17 protein-coding genes and 2 pseudogenes are annotated in these 16,978 nt (G+C 43.5%); 8 read left to right on the top strand and 11 right to left on the bottom strand.

Going from position 1 to position 16,978, the window contains the following annotated elements; genetic code table 11:
- The first annotated feature begins 22 nt into the window (after nucleotides 1-22).
- Both DLM75_RS12095 and DLM75_RS12090 read left to right on the top strand, forming a co-directional pair.
- Entirely contained in the window at nucleotides 23-376 is a 354-nt protein-coding gene (locus DLM75_RS12095) for an STAS domain-containing protein (protein WP_118968767.1), read from the top strand.
- Between the two features lie 7 nt (nucleotides 377-383).
- Entirely contained in the window at nucleotides 384-1,130 is a 747-nt protein-coding gene (locus DLM75_RS12090) for a diacylglycerol/polyprenol kinase family protein (RefSeq protein ID WP_118968766.1), read from the top strand.
- 331 nt (nucleotides 1,131-1,461) lie between these two features.
- Here DLM75_RS12090 and lcpA read toward each other — a convergent pair whose 3' ends face one another.
- The 7 genes from lcpA to eno are packed head-to-tail and all read right to left on the bottom strand — an operon-like array spanning nucleotide 1,462 to nucleotide 6,358.
- Nucleotides 1,462-1,977 carry a complement regulator-acquiring protein LcpA gene (lcpA, locus tag DLM75_RS12080; RefSeq protein WP_167731759.1) on the bottom strand — a complete coding sequence of 172 codons (516 nt, stop codon included), beginning with the start codon at nucleotides 1,975-1,977 and terminating at the stop codon, nucleotides 1,462-1,464.
- 31 nt (nucleotides 1,978-2,008) lie between these two features.
- A complete protein-coding gene (locus DLM75_RS12075; RefSeq protein ID WP_118968763.1) occupies nucleotides 2,009-2,566 on the bottom strand; it encodes a DUF4416 family protein in 558 nt (185 codons plus the stop codon).
- A gap of 12 nt (nucleotides 2,567-2,578) precedes the next feature.
- Entirely contained in the window at nucleotides 2,579-3,592 is a 1,014-nt protein-coding gene (locus DLM75_RS12070) for a YheT family hydrolase (RefSeq protein WP_118968762.1), read from the bottom strand.
- A 24-nt stretch (nucleotides 3,593-3,616) separates the two neighbouring features.
- Nucleotides 3,617-3,976: a hypothetical protein gene (locus DLM75_RS12065; RefSeq protein WP_118969165.1), complete on the bottom strand. Its 360-nt coding sequence runs from the start codon at nucleotides 3,974-3,976 to the stop codon at nucleotides 3,617-3,619.
- A gap of 12 nt (nucleotides 3,977-3,988) precedes the next feature.
- A complete protein-coding gene (locus tag DLM75_RS12060) occupies nucleotides 3,989-4,582 on the bottom strand; it encodes an ATP-dependent Clp protease proteolytic subunit (RefSeq protein WP_118968761.1) in 594 nt (197 codons plus the stop codon).
- Between the two features lie 15 nt (nucleotides 4,583-4,597).
- Nucleotides 4,598-5,056 (bottom strand): septum formation initiator family protein, encoded by a 459-nt coding sequence (locus tag DLM75_RS12055; protein ID WP_118968760.1) that lies wholly within the window; start codon nucleotides 5,054-5,056, stop codon nucleotides 4,598-4,600.
- 3 nt (nucleotides 5,057-5,059) lie between these two features.
- Nucleotides 5,060-6,358 (bottom strand): phosphopyruvate hydratase, encoded by a 1,299-nt coding sequence (eno, locus tag DLM75_RS12050; protein ID WP_118968759.1) that lies wholly within the window; start codon nucleotides 6,356-6,358, stop codon nucleotides 5,060-5,062.
- A gap of 278 nt (nucleotides 6,359-6,636) precedes the next feature.
- Between eno and DLM75_RS12045 the strand changes: the two genes are divergently transcribed.
- From DLM75_RS12045 to DLM75_RS12020, 6 genes and pseudogenes are all read left to right on the top strand, one after another.
- A complete protein-coding gene (locus DLM75_RS12045) occupies nucleotides 6,637-7,332 on the top strand; it encodes a DUF6989 domain-containing protein (RefSeq protein WP_118969164.1) in 696 nt (231 codons plus the stop codon).
- Nucleotides 7,329-8,285 carry a class D beta-lactamase gene (gene blaOXA / locus DLM75_RS12040; RefSeq protein WP_118968758.1) on the top strand — a complete coding sequence of 319 codons (957 nt, stop codon included), beginning with the start codon at nucleotides 7,329-7,331 and terminating at the stop codon, nucleotides 8,283-8,285. The genes DLM75_RS12045 and blaOXA overlap by 4 nt, the downstream gene beginning before the upstream one ends.
- A gap of 571 nt (nucleotides 8,286-8,856) precedes the next feature.
- On the top strand, nucleotides 8,857-10,662 hold the full coding sequence (gene lepA, locus DLM75_RS12030) for a translation elongation factor 4 (protein WP_118968756.1): 1,806 nt from the start codon (nucleotides 8,857-8,859) through the stop codon (nucleotides 10,660-10,662).
- Nucleotides 10,663-10,727: 65 nt separating this feature from the next.
- Nucleotides 10,728-11,045, top strand: a pseudogene (locus DLM75_RS24905) (DUF1640 domain-containing protein); the annotation flags it as partial.
- Between the two features lie 213 nt (nucleotides 11,046-11,258).
- Nucleotides 11,259-11,372: pseudogene (locus DLM75_RS25020) on the top strand (DUF1640 domain-containing protein); the annotation flags it as partial.
- A 99-nt stretch (nucleotides 11,373-11,471) separates the two neighbouring features.
- Nucleotides 11,472-12,317 (top strand): PALP domain-containing protein, encoded by an 846-nt coding sequence (locus DLM75_RS12020; RefSeq protein ID WP_429945464.1) that lies wholly within the window; start codon nucleotides 11,472-11,474, stop codon nucleotides 12,315-12,317.
- A gap of 392 nt (nucleotides 12,318-12,709) precedes the next feature.
- Here the strand turns inward: DLM75_RS12020 and DLM75_RS12015 are convergent, their stop codons facing one another.
- From DLM75_RS12015 to DLM75_RS12000, 4 genes are all read right to left on the bottom strand, one after another.
- Nucleotides 12,710-13,111, bottom strand: coding sequence for a nuclear transport factor 2 family protein (locus DLM75_RS12015; RefSeq protein WP_118968754.1), 402 nt, complete (start codon nucleotides 13,109-13,111; stop codon nucleotides 12,710-12,712).
- A 424-nt stretch (nucleotides 13,112-13,535) separates the two neighbouring features.
- Nucleotides 13,536-14,267 carry a succinate dehydrogenase/fumarate reductase iron-sulfur subunit gene (locus tag DLM75_RS12010; protein WP_118968753.1) on the bottom strand — a complete coding sequence of 244 codons (732 nt, stop codon included), beginning with the start codon at nucleotides 14,265-14,267 and terminating at the stop codon, nucleotides 13,536-13,538.
- Nucleotides 14,267-16,180: a fumarate reductase/succinate dehydrogenase flavoprotein subunit gene (locus tag DLM75_RS12005; protein ID WP_118968752.1), complete on the bottom strand. Its 1,914-nt coding sequence runs from the start codon at nucleotides 16,178-16,180 to the stop codon at nucleotides 14,267-14,269. Before DLM75_RS12005 ends, DLM75_RS12010 begins: the two co-directional genes overlap by 1 nt.
- A gap of 18 nt (nucleotides 16,181-16,198) precedes the next feature.
- Nucleotides 16,199-16,879 (bottom strand): succinate:quinone oxidoreductase, encoded by a 681-nt coding sequence (locus DLM75_RS12000; RefSeq protein WP_118969163.1) that lies wholly within the window; start codon nucleotides 16,877-16,879, stop codon nucleotides 16,199-16,201.
- Between the last annotated feature and the right edge of the window lie 99 nt (nucleotides 16,880-16,978).

Genomic DNA, 16,978 nt, shown 5'->3' with positions numbered 1-16,978 from the left:
TAGACTGTCTTTCCGAGACACCATGATCCTGAACGAAATCATCATTTCTACGGAGAAAATCGACAACGTTCAGGTTATGAAGCTCCAGGGTTCCATCAACTCATTTACTGAAAAAAAGTTCCGAGAACAACTTTCCAATTCGATCCGTTCCGGACCGGTGATCTTAGATTTGGAAGAAGTGAGTTTGATCTCTTCAAGAGGAATTCAATCCCTCAAAGAAATGAATCAGTTGAGTTTTACTTCTCGGAATAAATTGGTCCTCATTCATCCGACCGACTCCGTGAAGAACGCGATTAAGATGGCGGCGCTCAATGGTCTTTTTCTAATCGCTCCCGATGAAGAATCGGCCTTGAAAATGACGATGAAAAATAGGTAGGAAACAAGTGGCAAATTCGGTTCGATTTAACTATGCGCGAAAACTCTGGCATCTCCTCGGATTGATTGTTCCTGTCTGTTATTATCAGGACGTCTTTCAGGGTGCTTTCGGTTTGGTCAATGCGACACGCGCCGTAATTTCAATGACCCTCGTCCTTTGTCTGGGAATCATTCTACTTCTCGAATATCTTCGATTTCGGTTTCCCGGTTTTCAAAAATTCTTCCTTTCCATTGCAGGAGTTTTGATGAAAGAAGAGGAGAAGACGAGACTGAACGGGACTCTTCCATACTTTCTTTCATGCACCTTCGTAGTTTTTCTTTTTCCTCCGGAGATTTCGATTCTTTCCATGCTTTTTCTTGTGATCGGTGATCCGACTGCGGCTTGGGTGGGGACATTTTATGGGAAGAGAAGATTTTCCAACGGTAAATCCGTTGAAGGAATTTTAGCGTTTATCTTTGCCTGCGCGATCGTAGGTTTTCTTTTTATGTTTATTTCCGATACTTACGGAAAACAAAACTTTTTAAAAGCTGAAGGTTTCGTATTTTATAATAACGTTCTATTCTTAATTCCTGCGATTTTGATTTCCGCGGTTACGGAACTCTATTGCGGGACCTATTGGAACGGTTTGATCGATGATAACCTTTTGATTCCTACCGTTTCCGCCGTTGTTTTAGGTTTCACCGCTTGGCTCGTTCTTGGAGTCGAGCCCTCCACGATTTTCTTAAATCCGGCAGAACTATTCCTGAGAATTTAAATTCCCTGTCGGAACTCCGACGGATCTTACCGTAAAAGTCGCGGGCCCCACCCTGATCTTTGGGTGGAGGGGAGCGGTGGCGGGAAAAACTCGCTGGATCAGTCTCTATCAGAAAAACAGAATATTTTCCAGAAGAATTTCCTTCTTCCAGATGTCGTCGGAACTCCGACGGATCTTACCGTAAAATTCGGCGGCCCCACCCTGATCTTGGGTGGAGGGGAGCGGTGGCGGGAAAAACTCGGCGAGATCAGTCTCTATCAGAAAAACAGAATGTTTTCCAGAAGAATTTCCTTCTTCCGGATGTCGTCGGAACTCCGACAATTCTTCTCTCTCATTTCTCAGGCGGAAGTACGGTAAAACTCAAATTGATCTTTGTTTTCTCTTCTCCCTCGAAAAGAGAAGAGTTGAATTTGAATTCCACTTCGGCGGGAAAGATCGTATTCGTATAAGGAAAGGATCCAAGTCGGTTTTCTTTTTTGAGTTTTTCCTTGATCATCGATCCTAGATACTGAAAGGATCCGATCCAATCCTCTCCCATCTCAAAACCTTCCATTCTCTCTACGGTTCCGGAAAGACTCATCGTCGCGAAGTAAGAATCCTTGATCGCCTTTGCTTCCGAAGGAAGTAATTTGCGATTGAAGCGGAGAATAAAACCGGGAGTTTCCCTTGCGTGAAAGTACAGATAATTCGCAAACTTTTCCCAGGTATCCGGCTTCTTTACGTTCGGGATTTCAACTTTGTAGTGATGGTTTTTTTCAACGGGCTCCAAACATTCTCCCATTCGATTGAAATGGTCGCAGAGAGTGACCGAAGCGATTTCCAATTTAGAGGGGGCGCACTGAATCATTAAAATCGAGAAAAAAATAAAAAGAAAAGAATTAGTTTTTTGTAATGTTTTGTACATAAGATTCTCTCAGGCTCGTAAAAAAATAGATCGCTTCGGGCGTCTTAAAAAAAGGAGGGGAAGTCTCGCGACTCACCATCTTTTGTTTCTGGTAGTTGTAAACGGTTTCCGCATAAACACCGTTGAAAAGATAAATTCTATGAAAATCATCCCGAATGGACGCCATCACGACCGAGTGACTGCAAAGATAACCGGGGAAGATCCGAATTCCGCTGTCTTTTTCAAGAGCCGCATTCTGAATCGCAAGACATTCTTTCTGGATCGAAGGTAGCTCTTCTCGGTGGATTCTTCTTTTGAAAGAAAGAATTTTCGTATGCCTTCCCGGAAATTGATTCCAGAGGTCGGCTTCCGGATCCTTCCAAGTTGGCATCGGATTGCTTTCATACAAGGTCGCCGAGAATTTTTTTTCGGTCTTTGCTTTGATCGAATAAAACATTTCCGCGTCTTCATACGCGATTACAATAAAGAAGGAGGCGCCGGGAGGTTTGGTCAGCTTTTCTTTTTCAAGAGGTTTCTTTTTGGGGGAATTCATTGGGATTGAAAATCAGCTTCCAGATTTTACTTTCGAATCGAAATAATCCAGAATAATTTTATTCAACCACCTTCCATCCGGAATTTCCGGAGTTGGATCGGTTAAGAATCCAACGTGACCGCCTTTGGGAGTGAGGATCGTCTGAATATGCGGCAAATTCTCCCATCCGATTTTCTCCCAATCAAAGGGAGGAACAACCGGATCGTCCTCTGAATGAATGACGATTCCAGGATGACGGATTTCCGGTATATAGTGTTTACTCGAACAATCTTGATAGTAATCCAAAGCACCCCGATAACCGAAAAAAGGAGCGGTCACAAGATCGTCGAAATCAAAGAACGTCTTCGTCTCAAAAGCGTTCTTCTCGAGTTCGGGAGGAAGTTGTATGACCTTATTCTTAATCTTCTTTCGAAACTCGGAAACGAAACGATCCCGATAAAATCTTCCTTCTGCGGAGTCGATAAACTCGCAACCTTTCAAAAGATCAAGAGGAGGGTTTGTGGAAGAGAAGGCTTCCACTTTGTGGTTTCTTCTTTCTCCAAGATATTTTAGTACCAAACTCGCGGAAAGGGAGAATCCGGAGAGAAAAATCCGATGAGAAAGTTTTCCCCAAACGAAATCGATCACGTCTTGAACGTCCTTCGTCTGACCGATGTTATACGTTCCTTTTGAAAAACCTTGTCCTCTTCCGCAGTTTCGGAGATTCATCCGAATACATCCGTAACCCCTCTGCAGTGCGTTCTGCGCGAGAGCGACGAGATAAGAACTGTCCGAGGTTCCTTCCATCCCGTGGATCATCACGATATAAGTTCCGTTCCATTTCGGAGCAGGAGAAGAATAGTGTTGTAAAGGAGGATTGTGTTCGAGCCACACTGCGTCTCCGGAACCATCGCTCAATTGAATGAGAATGTCTTCGACGTAGTAGGTCGTCCTCAGGTGATTTGTAGGAGGAAAAAAAGTGCTATAGACGGTCTGAAGGTGTTTGCCTTTTAGAAAACGTTTCGGTTTGAACGGTTCAGGACTCATTTCAGGAGGATCCTTACTTAGACATCAGAGTTCTTGAAAGAATTCGTCCCAGTCTGCGAGTTGTTCTTTGTTTGCGTGTGGAGATTTTTTTAAGAATTTATGCATTCTCTTTAAAAAATCAATTCCTCTTTTGACGATTCCCGCGTCTTCCGGATGCATATCGGAAAGATAGAAGTTCACGAACTCATCCAGTTCGAAGGAACCGATGTCTTTTAACAAAACTTCTTCCTTTGTTTCTTCTTCCTCTTCTCCTTCTAAAAAAAGGAGAGAGGAAAATTCCAGGAAGAGTTCGTTTAATTTCTGATCTTCTTCCGCGTTTCTTCCCTTTTGGGGAGCGGCTAAAAATTCTTTTAAAAAATCGTTGAGAGAAACGGACTTGGACAAGAGAGAATCCAATCAGCTAAAGTCGATTTTAGTCGCGAGTTTATCTACGATTCCGTATTTAAGAGCTTCTTCTGCGTCCATATAATAGTCGCGATCCGTATCTTCTTCGAGTTTGGAAACGGGATGTCCGCAAGCGTCCGCGAGAATCTGATTCAACTTGGCTTTCGTTTTGAGAATTTCTTCCGCGTGGATTTTTAAATCGGTTGCCGGAGCTACGATTTGTCCCCCGATGCTCGGTTGGTGAATCATCACTTTTCCGTTCGGCCAAATCGAACGTTCTCCTTTTTTTCCCGCCGCGAGTAGAACGGAACCCATAGAAGCCGCCATTCCCATACAAACGGTATGAACCGGAGAAGTGATCATCTTGATCGTATCAAATACGGTCATTCCGGAAGTTACAACACCGCCGGGGCTATTGATAAAAAACGTAATTGGTTTTCCTGGATCTTTCATTTCCAGATAAAGGAGTTTTCCGACCAAGTCCTTAGACGATTCGTCGGTTACCGGACCCCAGAGAAAAATCTTTCTGTGGTCGAGGAAATTTTTAGAAATTTTACTTCCTGTGAGTTCTTCGAATACTTCCTGGATTTTTTCTGTTTCTGGCATTCCTGAACCTTTCCTTTAGTTGTTGCTAAAGTCCAGTTTCTTCTTCCTCATTTTTATGAAAACTCCAATACAAGTAAAACTAGCAAAGATTGCGTAGAAAATCCGAATAAATTGGATCGGTGGAACCGGAAATTGTTTCCCGGGCCGAAACGCATTGAGTCTGGAAGCGAGAATGGGTTTTAACTCGGAAACGTTCTCCGTTTCCCTGAATTTTATGATCTGCGCATTCTCGCTCAAAAGATAGAATCTTCGGGCCTCTCTTTCGAGGGCCACTTGATCGTTTTTTAGAATCCTTTGTTTCTCTTCCAACTGTCTATTCTCATAGGAAAGTCTTTCCACGTCCAACTGGAGCGAAGCGAGAGATTCTTCCAGTTGGGAACGTACTACGATCCCCGATTCTCCCAGGACGATGAAATAGAAGAGCCCTGAGAGAAAACATGAGAACCAAAAGACTTTTGTCGAAAGAGAAGTCATAGTTTAAAGATTATAAAAAGTCTCCCTACCTTTGTAAATCGCCGATTTTCCAAGTTCTTCTTCGATTCGAAGAAGTTCGTTGTATTTTGCAATTCGATCCGTTCTGGAAAGAGAACCCGTCTTGATCTGTCCCGAGTTAGTCGCAACCGCGATATGAGAGATCGTAACGTCTTCGGTTTCCCCGCTTCTATGACTCACGACGTTCGTGTATTTGGCTTTTTTTGCCATTTCAATCGAAGCGAGAGTTTCGGAAAGGGAACCGATCTGATTTACTTTGATCAGGATCGAGTTTCCGACTCCGGAAGCGATTCCTTTGGAAAGTTTCTCTATGTTTGTAACAAAGAGATCGTCTCCTACAAGCTGAATTTTCTTTCCTAATTTTTCGGAAAGTAGTTTCCAGCCGTCCCAGTCGTTTTCGTCCAAACCGTCTTCGATCGTAATGATCGGGTATTTGGAGACCAAATTCGCATAATAATCTACCAATTCGGAACTGGAGAACTCTTTATTATTTTCGGCACCGAGTACGTATTTCTTTTTGCTTTTGTCGTAAAACTCGGAAGAAGCCGCATCCAAACCTAATAAAACGTCCTTTTCGGGTTTATAACCGGCTTTTTCGATCGCCTGAAGAATGACTTCGATCGCTTCCACATTGCTCGTGAGGTTGGGAGCAAAGCCGCCTTCGTCACCCACGGCCGTGTTCAGATTCTTACTTTTGAGCACACCTTTTAAAGAATGGAATACTTCGGCTCCCATTCGGAGCCCTTCCCGGAAACTTTTGGCTCCCACGGGAAGAATCATAAATTCCTGAAAGTCGACGTTGTTGTCCGCGTGCGCTCCGCCGTTGATGATGTTCATCATGGGAACCGGAAGTTCTCTCGCGAAATTTCCTCCAATATAACGATACAGCGGAAGTTTGGAATAAGACGCGGACGCCTTGGCAACGGCGAGTGACGTTCCGAGGATCGCGTTGGCTCCGAGTTTTCCTTTGTTTTTGGTCCCATCCGCGTCGAGCATCAACTGATCGATTCGATTTTGATCCAGTGCGTCTTCGCCTTTGAGAACTTCCTGGATTCTTACGTTTACGTGTTCTACTGCTTTCAGAACTCCTTTTCCGAGATAACGGTGTTTGTCGCCGTCTCTGAGTTCTACGGCTTCGTATTCTCCGGTTGAAGCTCCGGAAGGAACCGCGGCTCTACCAAAGGAGCCGTCTACTAAGGTAACATCCACCTCAACGGTAGGATTTCCGCGGGAGTCGATGATTTCCCGAGCGTGTATTTTTTGAATTTGAGAGTTATGAGACATTGTACTTCCTGAGATTCTCTATGTTTCGTGCCTGACGGAGAAGAAAAGAGACCGCAAAAACAAAAGAGATCTCGAATTTGATTTCTTAAAAATGAAAATCGAAAGAATCGGCTTTTGTTTTGAATTGGAGTCTCGGATTTTCTAGCCTCCGAGTCAGAGTCAGGGTTATTAAACGGTCCATATCGAATAAATCAAGCGGGAAACGAAAAAATGGATTGCCCACTTCCCTCGGATTCCTTAAAGCTAAACCCCGAAAGGAAACGACTGGATCGCTTGAAATGAAACTCTCCGAAAAACACGTCTTAGGTTTTCACATCGTCTTTACGATCATTGCTGGTATCATTCTTTTTAGTCCCGGAAATCTTTCTACGGGTTGGAGAATGTTCTGTATCGTACTTGTCTATAACGCGGGACTTCCGTTGTTTTCGAGCATCTGGACACACGAACGTTGGATGGATCTCTGGTTTTTTCTTCTTCCCTTAAGTTTCTTTCAGGTCTTTCCCGATTGGTTTCTATCTCAGGTGATAGGCTCTTTAGAATTTCCTGCGGACGGATTTCCTAAGATTGGTACGGTCTCCGGTTATATGGCGGGTCTCTGGGTGATTCCTCTGTTTCTTTCCACGTTTCTCTCGATCCGTTATCGGAAAAGAGTTCCGGACGCTCCAGCGATTCAGAGTTATCTGATCGGAGGTTTGGTCGCCTTTTTGATTTTCTTGGGTTCGGAAGAATTTTCTTATCTGATACCGGTCTGGTTCGCGAAGAATGTTTTTATGATCGGGCACGTTGCCGTTTACGTTCTGATTCCCGAATTCATTCTCGGAGCGTTTACCGCGTATGCGTATCACAGAACGGAATACGCTTCTCTTCCGGAGAAAATTCTCTGGGCCTTTTTGACGATGTGCGTCTATTTGGGAGCGCTCGCCTTTTTCTTTTTGATCATGGAAGGAACCTGTAAAATTCCGAATCCGGTTTGAAGAGAATCGAGAGCCTCTATCCATCAGAGAAAGAAGAATCAAACAAGGGAATGGATCTTTCTTCGATTCGTGTTCCCGAGAACCCCTTGCTTTTGAGATTGGAAAGAATATATCTTCGAGCCTCGAAACCGATGAGATTAAGAATCGAGTTCTTTCTTTGGCGAGGCGGATTGTTTTCTATCGTATGGATTTTTCTTTTCTCCTTTTCGTTTTGTAAGACCGTTTCAGAAGTCGATCGAACTTTTGATTCTTCCGGAAAGAAGGGAACTCTGATCATCAGTTCTCTGGACGGGAGCAAAGAATGGATTCACGATCCAAGGCGTTCGGAAGAGCGATTTTTACCTGCTTCTACTTTCAAGATTCCGAATACTCTGATTTCTCTTCAGGAAAGAATCGTTTCCGATGAGAATTTTAGGTTTCATTGGAACGGAGTTCGGACCGACGTGGACGATTGGAATCAAGATCAGACACTCAAGAGCGCGTTTCAAAGGAGTTGTGTTTGGTGTTATCAAGAATTGGCGGTCCAAGTCGGTTTAAAAAAATACGAAACGTATTTGCAAAAAATGGAATATGGGAATTTGAAAACCGGAAAGGATGTGAGATCATTCTGGCTGGAAGGTGATTTGAGAATTTCCGCAAGGGAACAAATCGACTTTTTAAAAAAACTCTATCTGAGAAAATTCGCTTTCGATTCTAAATACTATGAAATTCTGAGAAAGATTTTTCTCGTTGTGCGGAATCAGGATTTTTCTCTTTTTGCAAAAACCGGTTGGGTGCAGGCCGATCCTTCCATCGGCTGGTATGTAGGTTATCTGGAAACCAAAACGGAAGTTTGGTTTTTCGCACTCAATCTCGATATCCGTGACAAAAAAGACCTCCCACTCAGAAAGGAAATCGTCTTTCAGAGTTTCAAAGAACTCGGGCTGATTTCGGACGATTCTCCGAAATTTTAGATTGGATTTGGAACTGTAAGAGTTCCTACACTTCGAGGTTGGATTCTGCAATTCATAGAGTTTAAGAATTCGCCAGTTCGTTCTAAGACTTGACTTTGGAACTGTAAGAGATCCTACGTTTCGCCCATTAGATTCTGCAATTCGTAGAGTTTAGAATTCTCCAGTCCTTTGTAAAATTTCACTTTTGAAACGTAAGAGATCCTACACTTCGCGGGTTGGATTCACCAACTCGTTGCGATTAGAATTCTCCAGTCCTTTGCAAAACTCGGCTTTTGAAACGTAAGATATCCTACGTTTCGCCCGTTAGATTCTGCAATTCATAGAGTTTAAGAATTCTCCAGTTCATTCTAAGACTTGACTTTGGAACTGTAAGTGATCCTACATTTTGAGGTTGGATTTTCCATTTCATTGAGTTTAAGAATTCTCCAGTTCGTTCTAAAACTTGACTTTGGAAACGTAAGAGATCCTACGTTTCGCGGGTTGGATTCTGCAAATTTGCCACCGAAAATGGACTCGTATTTTGCTTTTCAGGGGAGGCCTTCGCAGGAAATCATCGGAAGTGAGCCCCTCTATGAATGTTCAACAGAAATTTATTCGTAACTTTTCCATCATTGCCCATATCGACCACGGGAAATCCACTCTGGCTGACAGACTTTTAGAGATCGGTCACGTAACAAACGATAGAACGAAAAAAGACCAGATTTTGGATTCCATGGATATCGAAAGAGAAAGGGGAATCACGATCAAGGCCAATAACGCGACCTTTGATTATCTTGCGGAAGACGGTCATACGTATACGATGAATCTCTTGGATACTCCCGGACACGTTGATTTCACGTACGAAGTCTCTCGTTCTCTCAAGGCGTGCGAAGGCGTTCTTCTGATCGTAGACGCAAGTCAGGGAGTGGAAGCGCAGACTCTCGCGAATCTCTATCTCGCGATGGAACAAGATCTCGCGATCGTCCCCGTGATGAATAAGATCGATCTTCCGGCCGCCGATGTGGAAAAAACGAAAATTCAAATCGAAGAAAGTTTGGGGCTCGATGCGGACAAAGCTGTCGCAATCTCTGCAAAGACAGGACTCAACGTAAAGGCCGTCCTGGAAGAAATTACAAAACAAATCCCCGCGCCTCAAGGAGATCCGGACGGACCTCTGAAGGCACTCATCTATGATTCTTATTTCGATCCTTATATGGGAGTCGTCATCAAGATTCGGGTGTTCGATGGAAGAATTAAGAAGGGTGATCGTTTTCTCATCATGAGCACCGGAAAAGATTTTACCGTCAACGAAGTAGGAATCAATCGTATCACTCTCACCCCAACCGAAAGTTTGGGAGCGGGAGAAGTGGGTTATTTGATCGCGGGAATCAAAAAAGTTTCCGATGCAAAGACGGGAGACACGATCACACTTTTTTCCAATCCGACAAAGGAATCGATCCCCGGTTACAAAGAAGCGAAGCCAATGGTTTTCTCCGGACTCTATCCGATCAACGGGGAACAATTTGACGAACTCGTGGACGCGATTGAAAAACTCAAACTCAACGACGCCGCCCTCGTTTTTGAAAAAGAAAGTTCCATGGCGCTCGGTTTCGGATTTCGCGTGGGATATCTCGGTCTTCTTCACATGGAAATTGTCCAGGAACGTTTAGAGAGAGAATTCAATCTCGATTTGATCACGACGGCTCCTTCCGTAAAATACATCATTCGAAAAAAGAACGGGGAAGTCGAAGAGGTGGACAATCCTTCTCGTTTTCCGGATCCGATCGCAATGGAATCCACGGAAGAACCCTACGTAAAAGCGACGATCATTACTCCGAACGAATATGTCGGAAATATAATGGCACTCGCCAACGACAAACGAGGAATTCAACTCGACACGGTCTATCTGACTCAAGACAAGGTTCAGTTGACTTACGAACTTCCTCTTGCGGAACTTATATTCGAATTTTATGATAAACTCAAGTCCTTTACGAGAGGCTACGCGTCTCTGGACTACGAACCTTCCGGTTATAAGGTATCTCAACTCGTAAAGATGGATATCCTCGTAAACGCCGAGCCAGTGGACGCTCTTTCTATGATCGTCCATCGATCCAAAGCGGAGCAAAGAGGGAGAGAAATCATTGAGAAGTTAAAGGATCTCATTCCGAGACATCAGTTTATGATCCCGATCCAAGCCGCGGTCGGAGGAAAAATTCTTGCGAGAGAAAGTATTTCCGCACTTCGTAAAAATGTTACTGCGAAGTGTTATGGCGGAGACATCACTCGGAAGAAAAAACTTTTAGAGAAACAGAAAGAAGGGAAAAAGCGGATGAAGCAGATCGGAAACGTGGAAATTCCGCAAGAGGCGTTCTTGGCGGTTTTGAAAACGAGTAATTAGGTTTTTCTAATTTACTCTTTCGAAAAAAGCTTGATTCCTTTTTTTGTTTTTTAGAGAATCCCGCTATGGATCTCTCTTCCCTTCCTGTATATTCGCTTCTTTTGTCGGTGATCGTCGGTTTTGGTTCTCTTTTTGGTTTCCTTCGTCTCTTTTGGAAGGATATCAAAGTTGAATTTAAAGAACTTAGTACCGAATTGAAATCCGAAATTCGGGATGTTCGTTTGGAATCCAAAGCGGATAATCAAAGTTTAAGATCGGAATTCTTGCATTCTTACTCCGAATTAAAAACGAATCTCTCTGAACTTCGTGCGGAAGTGAAATCCGATATCTCTGAACTTCGCACGGAATTAAAAACGGATATCTCTGAACTTCGTGCGGAAGTAAAATCCGATATTTCTGAACTTCGCACGGAATTAAAAACGGATATCTCTGAACTTCGCATGGAATTAAAAACGGATATCTCTGAACTTCGCGCAGAATTAAAAACGGATATCTCTGAACTTCGTGCGGAAGTAAAATCCGATAACTCAGAAATTCGATCCGAGGTAAAATTCGATTTCACTGAACTTCGTAAGGAATGGAAGAACGATATTCTAAGAATTGATAAAAACATTTTTTATCTTAGAAAGAGAATGGATGTGCTCGTTGACAGTTTGGCCGTACGCTTTCTTTCTTCTAACGCCTTCGGTGAGCCTAAAAAACAAGTTTGACCTTTTACTATTAGAATCTAAAATCCAGTTCCCTTGTCTTTGTTTCAAAATCCACTCCGTTTTCAACTTTCTTCTCCAGAGATTCATAGAGTCTGGAGAATGCGAAATGCTGAGCTTTTTGTCGCGCGGGATGATACCCTTGCTATGGGTATGGGGACTAAGCTTCGTAAGTTTTTCGGAATTCATTCTACATTAGAAAAATCCAAAACTAAGAATGTGATTCTACAAGGTGAATTGCATAGCAATGCCTTATCGGCCTTCTCGTTTTTCTTTCGAAATTTCGGGTATCAGATCGAAACGATTGCTTACGTGAGAAATCGAGAACGGACAACCGCTAATTCCATATTTGTAAAAAGGAATTCTCATTCTTTAGAGGTTTTTCATTCCCGAAAAGAATGGAAGGAGAGGATGGACAGGATTCCCGTAAAAAAAGAAGGAAAGTTTTTGTTGCCTGAGTATGGATTTTTATCTGAAGCTTCGAATTCTCTTGATACTCTTTGGGAAGGGATTTCTTTTTCGCAATTTGATTTTTTGGTTTTAGACATTGGTTCGGGTTTAACTTGGTTGTCCGCAAATCGTTATTTTCAAAACTCCATTCCGATCCTTGGGATCTCCGTAGGTCTTCCAAAGGGAAAGATGATTTCCTGGTTGGAAGAAAAGAAAGAATTTTTGGGACATACCGAATATGAGATTGCAGAAGAACGGATTTTAGAATTTCGGAGTTCTCAAGGTTTTGGTTTCAAGGACATAAGAATTTTAGAATATTGTAAAGAATTTTACGCGGAATATGATATTCCGATCGAACCACTCTATTCGGGAAAATCTTTGTTTGAAATTCAACGGAGGTGCGAATCGGGAGAACTCAAGGGTAAGGTTTTGTATCTTCATCAAGGTGGACTCTGGAATTTCTTGGATCTTTTTCTTCCTTCCCAAAAGAATCTCTAAAGAAGAAGCGGATTGTAAAATTGGACAATGCCGCTTTCGATGAAAGTATCGAAATTTGCCGTGATCTTTTTTTGTGAAGAAGAAACCAAACAGCGAAGTGGCACTCGCGACTTCATGTCCAAGAAAGAATGATACGCATGAGAATCGAGACGTAATAGAGGAATTAAGATCATCGAATGGATGTCTCCTGAATTGCGCTTTTCAAAAGTGCGCGAGTTCATGATTCAAATTCGATGATCTTCAGCGAATCAGTAGAATCGGAATCGTTGAAGAATTGGTAATGACATTCAAATTCAAGATAAACACGAGAGCTTTTTTCTCTGGATCATCGAGTCGTCGATATTTCGAAAGGATAAAAAAATGGAGAGTTTACTTTGTCACTTCTTGTATTTTTATCCAAATGGCTCGAAACAATCGTAATTCTTTTGACGATAGATCTTATTGTCCTTAAATTCAAAGATCATACAAAAATACGCTTTTAAGTTTTGGTTTTCTCGGAAAGGTCCTAGATCGGTCCGAACCGTCGCTCCCCAATCCGCTTCTACGACTGCCGTATTTTCTTTTTCCAGAGATTGCCTGATTTGAAAGGTTTGTTCTTTCAGTAGATTTTTTCCTGCCGGCATTCTCCTCATCAAGTCTTCGAATCGCCTTACCGTGATTGATTTTGTTAGCGCATTCGGATATTCAATTTGTTCTATTTCCGGATGGAGGATCGCTTCAAATTCTTTTCGTTCTAAATGGAAGTCGGAAAGGAGCTTGAGATAGTTCTCTATGATTTTTTTGTAGGATGTCATACGGAAAATCTCAAAAAGAGGTTTCGTTTTGCAATCTCTTCCCGAATTAAACTCGAATCAAAATATAATTTCATAATGTTTTCGCACGCTCCTTGTTAACTTCTTAAAACGAATTTTTACCATGGACTCAGATGATTCTTCTTAAAAGCATTTGGTCCTACAAAGATCCGAAAGAAATGAATGCTTGAAGCGGACTTTAATTCCGTTCGAAAAGAAAATGGGGGAGAATTTTCATTCTTTGAGATCAAATCCCTCGGAAACAAACCTCGAGGTCGATTCTAAATCTTTGTGGGAGATGTTTTAAAAAATTTCTTATCTCAACGAGCATTCTAGAACATTCTAAAATCGATTTGGATGAAAACCCACAAAAAAGCCGCCTGTATTAAGGGCGGCTTGGAATTCTTCTTTTGATAAGAAAAAAAGTTTAAGAAAGGATAAAATCCTTGTTCATGGTCCGGATAAAATCTCTCTTGATCGATTTTGGACAAACCGCCTCACACTCGTATTGGTTTGTGCAGTTTCCAAAACCTTCTTTGTCCATCGCGTTGATCATCTTTTTCACACGTTCTTTTTGTTCCACTTTTCCTTGTGGTAAAAGGCCGAGGTGGGTGATCTTTGCAGAGACGAAAAGCATCGCGCTTGCATTCTTACAAGAAGCGACACAAGCGCCGCAACCGATACAAGTGGCCGCATCCATTGCGATATCGGCATCTACTTTAGGAATCGGTAATGCGTTTGCGTCCGGAGCGCCGCCGGTGTTGATGCTTACGAACCCGCCCGCTTGAATGATTCTATCAAACGCACTTCGATCCACGACGAGGTCTTTGAGAACAGGGAAAGCCTTCGCTCTCCAAGGTTCCACGTAAACGGTATCTCCGTCTTTGAAGGAGCGCATATGAAGTTGGCAAGTGGTCACACCCTGGTGAGGTCCGTGAGCTTGTCCGTTGATCATCAGGTTACAAGAACCGCAGATTCCTTCTCTACAGTCGTGTTCGAAAGCGATCGGTTCTTCTCCTTTGACGATGAGTTCTTCGTTGACTACGTCCAACATCTCCAAGAAAGACATGTTCGGGGAAATATCCTTTGCGTCGTAGTCTACGATTTTTCCCTTTTCTTCTCCGCTCTTTTGTCTCCAGACTTTGAGTTTCAGATCCATTATTTATAACTCCTTGTAGCGAGGTGAACGTTTTCGAACTCCAGCTTCTCCCTGTGTTCGGTTGGTTTTTTTCCGACTCCGTTGAATTCCCAAGCCGTTGCGTGACAGAATTTATCGTCGTTCCGTTTCGCTTCTCCTTCTTCTTGGTATTCTTCTCGGAAGTGACCACCGCAAGATTCTTCTCTTGTGAGTGCGTCGAGGCAGAGGAGTTCTCCGAATTCTAAGAAATCCGCGACTCTTCCTGCTTTTTCAAGCGATTGGTTTAGGTCGTTTCCGCTACCCGGAACGTTTACGTTTTGCCAGAATTCTTCTCGGATCTTAGGGATTTCGGCTAACGCTTCTTTCAACCCTTTGTCGTTACGCGCCATTCCGCACTTGTCCCACATGAGTTTTCCGAGTTGTCTATGGAATGAATCCACGGTTCTTTTCCCTTTGATGGAAAGAAATTTTTTCGTGGTTTCTTCCGCATCGGAAAGCGCTTTCTTCGCTTCAGGATGATCTTCTTTCGGATGAGAATTGAATCCGACTCCCGCGAGATAATTTCCGATCGTATAAGGAAGAATGAAATATCCGTCCGCGAGTCCTTGCATCAGAGCGGAAGCTCCAAGACGGTTTGCTCCGTGATCCGAGAAGTTCGCTTCTCCGATTACAAAAAGCCCGGGAAGGTTACTCATAAGATTGTAGTCCACCCAGAGTCCGCCCATCGTGTAGTGAACGGCTGGATAGATTCTCATCGGCTGTTTGTAAGGGTTCTCGCCGGTGATTTGTTCATACATTTGGAAGAGGTTTTCGTAACGATCTCGGATCTTCGGTTCGCCGAGACGTTTGATCGAATCCGCGAAGTCCAGATAGACACCTTGTCCGGATTCTCCCACTCCAAGTCCCGCGTCGCAGGCTTCTTTCGCCGCGCGAGACGCGATGTCTCTTGGAGAAAGGTTTCCGTAACTCGGATATTTTCTTTCGAGATAATAATCTCTTTCCGACTCAGGGATATCCGCTGGATTTCTTTTATCGCCTTTGTTTTTGGGAACCCAGATTCTTCCGTCGTTTCGGAGAGACTCGGACATCAGAGTCAACTTGGACTGATGATCTCCGGAAACCGGAATACAAGTCGGGTGAATTTGTGTATAACACGGGTTAGCAAAGAATGCTCCCTTTTTGTGGGCCTTCCAAGTCGCGGTTACGTTACAACCTTTCGCGTTTGTGGAAAGAAAGAATACGTTTCCGTATCCGCCGCTTCCGAGAACAACCGCGTCCGCCATGTGAGTGGAAAGTTTTCCCGTGACTAAGTCACGAACCACGATTCCTTTTGCGTGACCGTCGACGACGATGAGCTCCACCATTTCGGTCCTTGGATACATCTTGACGGCGCCGAGTCCGATCTGACGAGAAAGAGCCGAATACGCTCCTAACAAAAGTTGTTGTCCGGTTTGACCTTTCGCGTAGAAGGTTCTGGAAACTTGAGCTCCACCAAAAGAACGGTTTGCTAAGTGTCCGCCGTATTCCCTTGCGAAAGGAACACCTTGTGCGACACACTGGTCGATGATGTTTACCGAAACTTCAGCGAGACGATGCACGTTCGCTTCTCTTGCCCGGAAGTCCCCACCTTTTACTGTGTCGTAGAACAATCTGTGAACGGAGTCTCCGTCGTTTTGGTAGTTCTTCGCCGCGTTGATTCCACCCTGAGCCGCGATACTATGAGCTCTTCGAGGGCTGTCTTGGAAGCAGAACGTTTTTACGTTGTAACCGAGTTCCGCGAGAGTCGCCGAAGCCGAAGCGCCCGCAAGACCGGAACCGACTACGATGATATTGAATTTTCTTTTATTAGCGGGGTTTACTAATTTGATATCGGCTTTGTGATTGGACCATTTTTGTTCAATGGAGCCGCTTGGAATTTTAGAATCTAAACTCATGAAAGTTTCTCCAAAAGATTACGGGTGAACGTATCCCAGCAAAATCGAAAGCGGGATAGAAGTATTGCCTATGAAAATGATCAGAGCAAAAAGGATCGCTCCAGCTTTGATCTTTCCACTCAAGGAAGGAGTGCTCAAGCCCAAGGTTTGAAAAACACTAGCGACGCCGTGGCTGATATGGGACGCGAGTAAGACCATCGCGACGATATAAGAACCGGATACGATCGGATTCTGAAAACCGAGTATGACCATCGTAAAGACGTCGTGTCTTCCCTTGGAATCGGTCATCGCAAAATGATCCGGATTGGTTACGCCTAACGTGAAATGAAGAAGGTGATAGGTGAGAAAGGAAAGAATCAAAAGACCCGTAAGAGCCATGGTTCGAGAAGCTAAAGTTGCCTGAACCGTATTCTGTTTTGAGTAGGGAACGGGACGAGCCTTTTTGTTTTCAATAGAGAGCGTTATCGCGTAGTAGACGTGAATGATAAAGCTTACGATCAGAATGATTCTGGCTACCCAGAGAAGGGGGGCGATGTCCCTAAGTGCTTGGCCATATGCGTTGATTTTTTCTTGTCCGAGGAAGATCTGAAGATTCCCCAGCATATGAGCAACAACAAAGCCGAAATAAACAAGTCCGGTTACTGCCACGAGAGTTTTTCTCCCGATGGAAGACCGGAGATATCCAGCCTTTAAATCCATTTCATTTTCTCCTGTTTGATTGTGGAAAGAATTCATCGAAAAATTAATATGATTCGAAAAAGATGGGCCGAGGCTCAACTTCTCTTAAATTAGGGTAAA

The sequence above is a fragment of the Leptospira stimsonii genome (assembly GCF_003545885.1).
Taxonomy (GTDB): domain Bacteria; phylum Spirochaetota; class Leptospiria; order Leptospirales; family Leptospiraceae; genus Leptospira; species Leptospira stimsonii.
This window is presented reverse-complemented; position numbering and strand designations above follow the sequence as displayed.